Below are 10,010 nucleotides of genomic sequence, written 5' to 3'. Positions count from 1 at the left end.
TTTAAAACAATTAGTAAAGCATGATTTGTACTAGTTATCTAGGACAGCCCCTTATTTTATCCTGGTTAAGGGTCAATTTAGGGTAAAATGGCAACCAATTAAATTTCATCTTTAAGGGAAGTCGAGTAATGTCCTGCGAACATTTGGTTATGTCATACAGCACGTTCAGTAAAGAAAAAAATGACGTACTGAGGGAGCCGATGTTTTTCGGTCAGCCCGTAAACGTTGCGCGTTATGACCAGCAGAAATACGAAGTTTTTGAGAAGCTGATTGAAAAACAATTGTCGTTTTTCTGGCGGCCGGAGGAAATCGACGTATCGCGCGACCGCATCGACTATCAAAATTTGCCCGAACATGAAAAACACATTTTCATTAGCAATTTAAAATATCAAACGTTGCTGGATTCGATTCAAGGGCGCAGCCCTAACGTTGCTTTGCTGCCGCTGGTTTCGATTCCTGAATTGGAAACCTGGATTGAAACCTGGAGTTTCAGCGAAACCATCCATTCGCGCAGCTATACCCATATTATCCGTAATATTGTGAACGACCCGTCTATTGTGTTCGACGATATCGTGGAAAATGCCTACATCCAGGCGCGTGCCGAAGATATTGCCTGCTATTACGATGATTTAATCGAATACAGCCAATATTACAACCTACTGGGCGAAGGTTCGCATCATGTTAACGGTAAAACCATTGAGATTAATCAGCGCGAGCTGAAGAAAAAGCTTTATCTCTGCCTGATGTGCGTAAACGTGTTGGAAGCGATTCGGTTTTATGTTTCTTTTGCCTGTTCGTTTGCTTTTGCAGAGCGGGAGCTGATGGAAGGTAATGCCAAAATCATTAAATTGATTGCTCGCGACGAAGCTTTGCATTTGACCAGTACGCAACACATGCTCAATCTGATGCGCAACGGAGTAGACGGTTCGGATATGGCCGAAGTGGCGGCCGAATTGGAAGAAGAGTGTTTCGAGCTGTTTAAAAAAGCAGGGATGCAGGAAAAAGAATGGGCGGAATATTTGTTTAAAGACGGTTCGATGATCGGTTTGAACAAAGATATTCTTGGCCAATATATCGAATATATTACCAATTTGCGTATGATTGCGGTCGGCCTGCGGCCCGCTTTTGCCGGCTCCAACCAGAATCCGATTCCGTGGATTAACGCATGGCTTTCTTCCGACAACGTGCAGGTTGCACCGCAGGAAGTGGAAATCAGCTCTTACCTTATCGGTCAGATTGATGCTGAAGTTAAAGCAGAAGATTTAGGCGATTTCGAGTTGTAAAGCTTTTACTTTGCCCGATTTCTGCCGCCGTTTCATGTTTTTTGAAACGGCTTTGATTTTTAAGATACCGTAATGCCCCTGATTACCACCAATGACAAAGCTTTTGAGTTGCAGGAAGGCGAAACCTTACTTGAAGGTTTGGAGCGAACTGGCCATGAAATCGAATACCAGTGTCGTAACGGTTATTGCGGTTCCTGTCGCGTCAAAATCCTATCCGGCAAGGTTAGCTACCCTAATTTTCCGCTGGCTTTCGTTGCGCCCGGCGAGATTCTGCCTTGCTGCTGCCGGGTGGACGAACCGATACGCATCGATTGCGACAGTCGGCTTGAAGAGCCGGATTTGTTTGAGCCCGACTTGTTTGACAAAGACAGTGAATGAATCTCCGGGGCTATCAAGAGCCGCGGTGTGAAGCAAAGAGAGTCTTGCTGCAGAATGCAGTGGCCGATTTGAGATAGAATAAGCAATGCCTGTCTGAAATTTTTTCAGACAGGCATTGAAGATAAACAATCCTAAAGGCCTTCCGGCCGAGCGCATAATTATGAAACCAATCCAACCTATTCTTCCTCCTGCCATGTTGGGCATTCTTGGCGGCGGCCAGCTCGGCCGTATGTTTACCATCGCTGCCAAAACCATGGGGTATTGCATTACTGTGCTTGACCCCGACCCGAATGCACCGGCCGCCGCCTTTGCCGACCGTCATTTGTGCGCTGCGTTTGATGATGAAGCGGCTTTGAACGAATTGGCCGCATGCGCCGCCGTAACCACTGAATTTGAAAACGTCAGCGCCGACGCCATGCGCTTTCTGGCACAGCATACGGTGGTATCGCCAAGCGGCGATTGCGTTGCCGTGGCGCAAAACCGTATTCAGGAGAAAGCGCGAATCCAACAAGCCGGTTTGTCAACGGCTCCTTATCAAGCCATTCAAACCCAAGAAGCGCTTAACCAAATCGATGCAGCCTTGCTGCCGGGTATTCTGAAAACCGCTACGCTGGGCTATGATGGGAAAGGTCAGATTCGCGTTAAAACGATAGGCGAATTGAGAACCGCTTATGCAGAGCTTGGCGACGTAGATTGCGTATTGGAAAAAATGGTGGATTTGCGCAGTGAGATTTCGGTTATCGTATGCCGGCTTGATAACAGCCGAATACAGGTTTTCGATCCGGCGGAGAATATTCATGAAAACGGCATTCTTGCTTATTCCATCGTTCCCGCGCGTTTGAGCGAAACCGTACAGGAAAAAGCGCGGCAGATGGCGTGCCGATTGGCTGAGGAATTGGATTATGTCGGTGTGCTGGCGGTAGAGATGTTTGTGGTTGGCGATGCACAGGAATTGATTATCAACGAAATCGCCCCGCGCCCGCATAATTCGGGCCATCATACCATCGATGCCTGCGCGGCCGATCAATTTCAACAGCAAGTGCGTATTATGTGCGGTTTGGCGCCGGCCGATACGCGCCTGTTATCACCGTGTTGCATGGCCAATATTCTGGGCGATGTGTGGCGTGGAAATGACCAGCCCGATTGGCTGCCGTTGCAAAACCATGTGACCGCTCATTTGCATCAATATGGAAAAAAGGTTGCCCGACAAGGCCGGAAAATGGGGCATTTTACGGTGCTGGCGGATGATGCGGCAGCCGCATTTGAAACGGCAAAAAAATTGCATGGGTGCCTATAATGCCTGTCTGAAAAAACGGTTTCGGCAAAAACGATATTCTGTTGCTTTGTAATTTTTGTAGGCTTAACCTGCGGGCGAGTCGGTTGAAAATATAGATGGGCGAGTCGGTATTGTTGATTGAGTGTTAAAGAACACCATATCGCTTGAAAAATATCACATTAACGCAAAGGAAAATAAACATGTCGGAAAAAAATCAAAATTCATCGCTGCCGATTTTGGGCGTGTTGTTGGCGCTCGGTTTGATAGCGGCCGCATTCGTTTTAGGTGTGCAGTTTAAAAACTTTCGGCAGCCCGGCACGATTACGGTAAAGGGCTTGGCAGAGAAAAACTTCCAATCCGACAGTGCGATTTGGACCACCGGCGTGTCATTGCACGGAGAAACATATCAAAGTGTGTTGGACGAATTGGATGCCGAGCAGAAAAAATTGACGGCATTTCTGAGAAAACAAGGGTTTGATGAAGCTGAAATGAAAGTCGGTTTGCCAAACGTAGAACGCGTTTATGTCGATATCAAAGATGAAAAAGGCGAAACGGTAGGGCAACGGCCGAATGGTTATGACGGGACCTTGTCGGTTGACGTGAATACCAAAAAATTGGATAAAGTGCAGGCTGCGCAAAAGGCGGTTCTTAAATTGAGGGCGGGCAATGACCGGATTACTTTCAGCAGCCCGCAATATTTGCTCGGAAACTTGGAAACCATCAAGCGGGATTTGATTACGCAGGCAACTGAAGATGCGCAGAAACGCGCTGCCGAATTTGCCAAAACCGGCGGCGGTAAGGTTGGCGCCATGCGTTCGGCCTCTCAGGGATCGTTTAATATTTATGCCGACAGCGGCAGCAGCGACGGCGACGATTACGGCGGTTCGTATGATAAAACCACCGTGGGCAAACAGGTAAGATTAGTGGTAACGATAGAATACGGTATCGATTAATCTTAAAATATTTCAGACAGCCCGCTTGCTCCGTAAAGGCTGTCTGAAATTGTGTTTTGGTCATGCTACTTTTACAAAATGACACAACAGCACTTGTTTCTCAAAGCATCTCAGTGAGAAAATCGATACGGAGCATTCTGTATCTTTCTGGATAGATACTTAAAAAACAGCCTGTGGCGCTTCGATAGGGCAATGCCTGAAGCGGCATAAGGTGTTTAGACAGTTGGTTAAAGAATAAAAATATGACAACACAAATACGGATTATTTCAGACAATATCGACAGCGTTGATAACAATATTGCAGATATGGTGGTGCGGATATGAGCCTGTTTACTGTACTGCGCCCGGCTTTGCCTGATGATTGCGAAGCTATTCATAATACGCATCGGTTTTCCGTGCAATATACCTGCGAGCATAGCTATGATCGCCGTGTTTTGGAAGCCTGGAGCGCCTTGCTGCATCCCGACAGCTACCGCGAAGTTTTAAACAATACCAACAAAGCCTTATGGGTGATTGAATATCAAAGGCGCATACGCGGTTTTTTTCAGATTGATTTTGTTCAATCTCAGCTTGATGCTTTATACGTTCATCCGTTTCTGCATAATCGGGGGTTGGGTACGGCCTTGCTTAATCGTGCCGAAGCGCTGGCCGCTCATTCGGGCTTGGGGTTTTTGAAGCTTTATGCATCGGTTAATTCCGTCGGTTTTTACCGCATCAATGGTTACCGCTCGTTGGGTTCAGCCATTCTGCCCTTGAATCTGGAAGTTTCGGTGGAATGCGAATTGATGCGAAAATATCTTGATGATTATTAAAAAAGCCTGTCTGAAAATTTGTTTCAGACAGGCTTTTTGATGCTATTCATTATATTTCGTTTTTATTCCGATTTCAGAATTTTTGCTCCGCCAAGATAAGGCTGCAGCGCGGCGGGGATGTTAATGGAACCGTCGGCATTCTGATGGTTTTCCAAAACCGCAACCAGTGTCCGGCCGACGGCGAGACCGGAGCCGTTAAGGGTATGCAACAGGCGGTTTTTGCCGTTGGCATCTTTGAAGCGGGCTTTCATGCGGCGCGCTTGGAAATCCTCGCAGTTGGAGCAGCTCGAAATTTCACGGTAGGTATTCTGCGCGGGCACCCATACTTCCAGATCATAAGTTTTGGCTGCGCCGAAGCCCATGTCGCCGGTGCACAATACAATAACGCGGTAGGGCAATTCAAGCAGCTGCAGGATTTTTTCTGCATGGCCGACCATTTCCTCCAGAGCGTCATATGATTTTTCCGGGTGAACGATCTGCACCATTTCCACTTTGTCAAACTGGTGTTGGCGGATTAGGCCGCGTACGTCTTTGCCGTAAGCGCCGGCTTCGCTGCGGAAGCAGGGCGAGTGAGCGGTTAATTTCAGCGGTAAATCACTTTCGGCCAGAATGCTGTCGGCAACGATGTTGGTAAGCGTTACTTCGGCTGTGGGAATCAGATATTGCGTGTTTTTGTTTTCATCGCCGCCGCGGGTAACATGAAACAAATCTTCGGCGAATTTCGGTAGCTGACCGGTGCCGAATAATGCGCTGTCGTTCACAATATAGGGCGTGTAGCACTCGGTGTAGCCGTGCTGCTGGGTATGCGTGTCGAGCATGAATTGCGCTAGAGCGCGGTGCAGGCGGGCAATCTGCCCTTTCATGAGGGTGAAGCGGGCGCCGGACAACTTGGCGCCGGTTTCGAAATCCAACCCCAACGGTGTGCCCAAATCCACATGATCTTTGATGTCGAAATCAAACGTGCGCGGCTCGCCCTGTTTGCGCACTTCGACGTTTTGCGTTTCATCCTCGCCCACGGGCACGCTTTCGTGCGGTAGGTTGGGAATGGTTGCCAACCAAGCGTCCAATTCGGCTTGAACGGCTTCGTAATCTGCCGCTGCCTGTTCTAGTTCCGCTTTTATCCTTGCAACTTCGGCCATAGCTTGTTCAGCTTCTTCGTGTTTGCCTTGGCCTTTGAACGCACCGATTTTTTTGGATTCGCTGTTGCGTGCGGCTTGCAGCGTTTCGGTTGTTACTTGTAATTGTTTGCGTCGGTTTTCGAGGGTTTCAAAACGGGCGGCGTCAAACGCATAGCCACGGGCGTTCAGCCGTTCTGCAACGGCGGCGGTGTGGTTGCGCAATTGTTGGATATCTAACATGGGAATCCTTGTGATGGATGGGTATGGTGAAGATGGCGTATTTTAAACCATTTCCAACGGGCAAACAAAATGCCTGTCTGAAAATAACCAATCGGTTTTTCAGACAGGCATTGATGGTTGAGAGCGCTTATTTGCCGACTTTTTCCAGTTTTACGTCAAAAACCAAAACGGAGTTGGGCATGATTTTGCTTTGCGGCGGCGGATTTTTGCCGTAAGCCAGCTCAGACGGGATGTAGAGCGTTGCCTCGCTGCCTTCTTTTAAGAGCTGTATGCCTTCAGTCCAGCCGGGAATAACTTGGTTCAATGCGAAGGAAACGGGTTTGCCTTGGCTGTTGTCGAATTCGGTGCCGTCAATCAACTTGCCGACATAAGAGATGCTGACTTTATCGGTGGCTTTCGGCTGTTTGCCGGTACCTTCTTTGGTGATTTTGTATTGCAGGCCGCTGGCGGTGGTTTTCACGCCTTCTTTACTGCCGTTTTCTTTCAGGAAAGCCTGGCCTTTTTCCAGCTCTTGTTGCGTATAGCTGTCTTCAACTGCCTGTAGGGTTTGGCCGGCTTGCTCCAGAGTCATTTGCGTTTTTTTGCCTTCCACGGAGTCGGTTACGGCGGTCACAAAGCTGTTGAAATCAAGGTTGACTTTGGCTTGCTGTGCGCCTTGGAAGCCGCTGCCAATCTGGGCGCCGAGTACGCCGCTCAGGGTTTTCAATTGTTCTTCGCTGAATTTCGGTGCGGTGTTTGAGGCGGCTTGCTGCATAATAGCCGGTATTTCAGATGAAAGTTTGGCGAATGTTTCTTGGCTGAACAAAGGTGCTTTGCCTTGGGCAACCGCTTTCATGTTTTCGAGCAGATAGGCGTTATCGAGTTTGACGCCGCGCTGTTTGTAGGCAGAGGTAACGAAATCGGTAAATTGCAGACCCAGCGCGTAGCCCACGGTGGTCGGCGCTATGTTGCTGGGGGTATTGGCGGCGGCGCTGGCCGGGCCTGATGCGGCGCTTGCTGCGTTAGAGGCGGCTTTCCCCGCATTGTTTTCAGGTTTACAGGCAGCCAGCGAAAGGGCTGCGACCAAGGCTAAGGAGCCGAGTTTGAGGGTAGTTTTCATCATTATGCTTTCATGTTTGGAAAAATAAGAAAAGCGCCATTCTATAAGAGATTTGGTTTAAATTTCGTTATATCCTTAAAGAACGTGAAAATGCCTGTCTGAAAGCTTTCTTTCAGGCAGGCATTAGCGGATACTGTTGTGCGGCGTCATAAGTTTATGCAGACACTTTGATTCCGGCGGTAACGCTGCTTTGGCCTTGAGCGTTATTGGCGGAGAGAAAAGAAGAAGCCAGATCACTGCAACAACCGCAGCAGGTGGCTACGCCGAGCTGTGCCTGCAAATCGCTTAATGTGTTGGCACCTGCGGCAACGGTTTCTTTTATTTGATGGTCGGTAATGGCATTGCAGATACATACAAACATAATCATACTCCGCGGCGGGTTTGTGTTATTGGATGTAGGCGCTAAATATAAATGCAAACTGTTTTTATTACAAGTATTGGAATTGTAAATTACGCTGATAGTTTTAAATGTGTATGCGTATTACCAATGCCTGTCTGAACGGGGTTGAATGCAACTCGCATTTCGCTTTGAATTGTTATTTCAGAAAAAAATATGTAAAAAAGCTTCGGATAGGATATGATTCAATATCGTTTTAGTTTGGGGAACTGGAGCCGTTGTGTTTCGTAGCAAGTATGCCATTACGCAGGAAATTTTGTTTGAACGTGAAGCAGAAAATTATGCTGAATTTAAACGAGCGCTAACCGAGTTGCGCGCAAGGCAGAAGGTTTTTGCTGATATGCCGGTAACCAGAAGGGCGGCCTTGCTATCGGAGTTCGGCAGCCGGCTGCAGAGCAAACGCGATGAGCTGGCCCGCATGGTATGCGAGGAAGTAGGGCGTTGCTTGCGGGAATGTGAGGCAGAGCTGGATAAATCGGTGGAGTTGATTCGGTATTACAGCCGTCTTTCTCCAGAGCTGTTGGCGCATAAAACCATCGCTACCCAAGCTAGTTTGAGCCAAGTTCGTTTTGAGCCTTTGGGTGTGGTTTTGGCCGTGATGCCGTGGAATTATCCGATATGGCAGATTTTGCGCTTTGCCGTGTCGGCTTTGTGCGCGGGTAATGCTTGTGCGGTTAAGCCGGCGCCCAGCGTGGCGCGGGTTACGGCGGCTTTGTTTGATTTGGTGGGAGATGAGCTGCCATTGATACCGGCATGGCTTTCTCATGACGATGTGCCTCATGCCATTGCCGATACCGATGCGCTGGCGTTTACCGGCTCTGTGGAAGTCGGGCGGATTCTGGCGGGGCATGCGGGCGCTCATTTGAAGAAAGCGGTGTTAGAATTGGGCGGCAGCAATGCTTTTATCGTGTTGCCGGATGCAGATCTGGCGCAAGCGGCTAAAGATGCCTGTTATTCGCGTTTCCGTGATGCTGGTCAATCTTGCAATGCGGCGAAGCGGATAATCGTTGCCGAAGAAGTTGCCGATGAGTTTACCAAGTTGTTTTTAGACGAATGCAACCGTTTGAAAACCGGAAATCCGATGTTGCCGCAAACCACGCTTGCCCCGTTACACCGCGAAGACTTGCGCTTTCGCGTGCATGAGCAGGTATTGGATGCGGTGGAAAACGGCGCTGAAATTCTTTGCGGCGGCAAGCCGATTGAAGGTAGCGGCTGGTTTTATCCGGCCACTGTGTTAGCGGGCGTAACGCCTCGATGCCGTATTTATCATGAGGAAGTATTCGGGCCTGTGGCGGTTTTGGTGCGAGCGCGGGATGCGGAGGACGCGGTTCGTTTGGCTAATGATAATCCGTTTGGGTTGGGTGCAAGCATTTATTCGGGTGATGAGAATATGGCTTGGCATTATGCCAAAGAGTTGCAAACAGGTGCGGTGTATATCAATCGCCACACCAGCAGCGATTTGCGCTTGCCTTTCGGCGGCGTAAAATCATCGGGCTTTGGTAGGGAATTATCGGAGTTCGGCTTGTACGAATTTGTGAATGTGAAAGTTTATTGGCAGAAATAACTGAAATGAATATTCAATGGAACCGCGGTGTTCTGGGCATATTGATGACTTTCCCGCTGACACTGTATGCGGCAGACTTGCAAAAAGCATACTTTAATGACCGAGGACAATACACTGATCAAGCGGCCGGGGCGGCTTATGAGCGGCAATACGAAGTTACCGGAGCCAATGCGAAAGTGAACGACTTTTACTATCCTTCGATGAAGAAGTATTCCGACCCGTATGAAATTCCGCTGTCTGAGGTGAAAAAGTTTGTGCCTGTCTTGCAAAACGGCACGCTGACTTTATGGCATTTCAACGGTATGAAGAAAATGGTCGGGCCTTATCGGCAGGGCAAACCGAACGGGGAATGGATTAACTGGTATCCTAATGGCAAGAAATCGGCGGTTATGCCTTATATTAATGGCAAAACCGAAGGCCTAGGCGAGCGCTTTTACCGCAATGGGCAGAAAGAAAGCGAAATCCGTTTCAAAAACGACAAGGCCAACGGTATGCGCAAACAATGGTATCCAGATGGCAAACCGAAAAGCGAGAGTATCATTCATGATGATCAGATTACCAGCATGGTCACTTGGGATGAAGACGGTCGTTTAATTTCAGAATTGAGCGTTAATAATGGAAAGCGCAGCGGTATTGTGCTGGATTGGTATCCGGGCGGAGAGAAAAAATCGGAATCGGTTTATCAGGACGATGCTTTGGTCAGCAGAACGGTATGGGATGAAGACGGCAATATTATAGAATGATTTGAAACAGTTTGATGCCTGTCTGAACAAAGTGGGTGTGAATTGCCACGCTATTTTCAGGCAGGCATCGTTGTTTTTGGCTTTGTAATCAGTGAGCGATGAGCGCAATAGGCATAAATTTATTGACTGTAAGCGATGCAAAAAAGCC

The 10,010-nt window shown here is 48.5% G+C and carries 10 protein-coding genes; 7 read left to right on the top strand and 3 right to left on the bottom strand.

The annotated features are described in order from the left end of the window. Positions 1-149 precede the first annotated feature (149 nt). From nrdB to Q4A84_RS05635, 5 genes are all read left to right on the top strand, one after another. The gene (gene nrdB, locus Q4A84_RS05655) at positions 150-1,283 is read left to right on the top strand and encodes a class Ia ribonucleoside-diphosphate reductase subunit beta (protein ID WP_303087961.1); all 1,134 of its coding nucleotides are present in this window, start codon (positions 150-152) and stop codon (positions 1,281-1,283) included. A gap of 72 nt (positions 1,284-1,355) precedes the next feature. Next, positions 1,356-1,661 carry a class I ribonucleotide reductase maintenance protein YfaE gene (gene yfaE / locus Q4A84_RS05650; RefSeq protein ID WP_303087956.1) on the top strand — a complete coding sequence of 102 codons (306 nt, stop codon included), beginning with the start codon at positions 1,356-1,358 and terminating at the stop codon, positions 1,659-1,661. 160 nt (positions 1,662-1,821) lie between these two features. Next, the gene (locus Q4A84_RS05645; protein WP_303087955.1) at positions 1,822-2,958 is read left to right on the top strand and encodes a 5-(carboxyamino)imidazole ribonucleotide synthase; all 1,137 of its coding nucleotides are present in this window, start codon (positions 1,822-1,824) and stop codon (positions 2,956-2,958) included. Between the two features lie 179 nt (positions 2,959-3,137). After that, complete coding sequence (locus Q4A84_RS05640; RefSeq protein WP_303087954.1) at positions 3,138-3,890, top strand: SIMPL domain-containing protein; 753 nt, start codon at positions 3,138-3,140, stop codon at positions 3,888-3,890. 319 nt (positions 3,891-4,209) lie between these two features. After that, the gene (locus tag Q4A84_RS05635; RefSeq protein ID WP_303087953.1) at positions 4,210-4,701 is read left to right on the top strand and encodes a GNAT family N-acetyltransferase; all 492 of its coding nucleotides are present in this window, start codon (positions 4,210-4,212) and stop codon (positions 4,699-4,701) included. Positions 4,702-4,763: 62 nt separating this feature from the next. Here the strand turns inward: Q4A84_RS05635 and serS are convergent, their stop codons facing one another. From serS to Q4A84_RS05620, 3 genes are all read right to left on the bottom strand, one after another. Next, a complete protein-coding gene (gene serS / locus Q4A84_RS05630; RefSeq protein WP_303087952.1) occupies positions 4,764-6,059 on the bottom strand; it encodes a serine--tRNA ligase in 1,296 nt (431 codons plus the stop codon). Between the two features lie 127 nt (positions 6,060-6,186). After that, positions 6,187-7,161: an FKBP-type peptidyl-prolyl cis-trans isomerase gene (locus tag Q4A84_RS11000; RefSeq protein WP_368389561.1), complete on the bottom strand. Its 975-nt coding sequence runs from the start codon at positions 7,159-7,161 to the stop codon at positions 6,187-6,189. A gap of 151 nt (positions 7,162-7,312) precedes the next feature. Continuing rightward, positions 7,313-7,519 carry a (2Fe-2S)-binding protein gene (locus Q4A84_RS05620; RefSeq protein ID WP_303087951.1) on the bottom strand — a complete coding sequence of 69 codons (207 nt, stop codon included), beginning with the start codon at positions 7,517-7,519 and terminating at the stop codon, positions 7,313-7,315. A 256-nt stretch (positions 7,520-7,775) separates the two neighbouring features. Here Q4A84_RS05620 and Q4A84_RS05615 point away from each other — a divergent pair, with 256 nt between their 5' ends. Further along, entirely contained in the window at positions 7,776-9,119 is a 1,344-nt protein-coding gene (locus Q4A84_RS05615) for an aldehyde dehydrogenase family protein (protein ID WP_303087950.1), read from the top strand. Between the two features lie 5 nt (positions 9,120-9,124). Then, positions 9,125-9,862 carry a toxin-antitoxin system YwqK family antitoxin gene (locus Q4A84_RS05610; RefSeq protein WP_303087949.1) on the top strand — a complete coding sequence of 246 codons (738 nt, stop codon included), beginning with the start codon at positions 9,125-9,127 and terminating at the stop codon, positions 9,860-9,862. The last annotated feature ends 148 nt before the right edge of the window (positions 9,863-10,010 follow it).

The sequence above is a fragment of the Neisseria sp. genome (assembly GCF_030527965.1).
Taxonomy (GTDB): Bacteria; Pseudomonadota; Gammaproteobacteria; order Burkholderiales; family Neisseriaceae; genus Neisseria.
The sequence above is the reverse complement of the archived record's forward strand: the minus strand, read 5'-3'. Positions and strand labels throughout refer to the sequence as shown.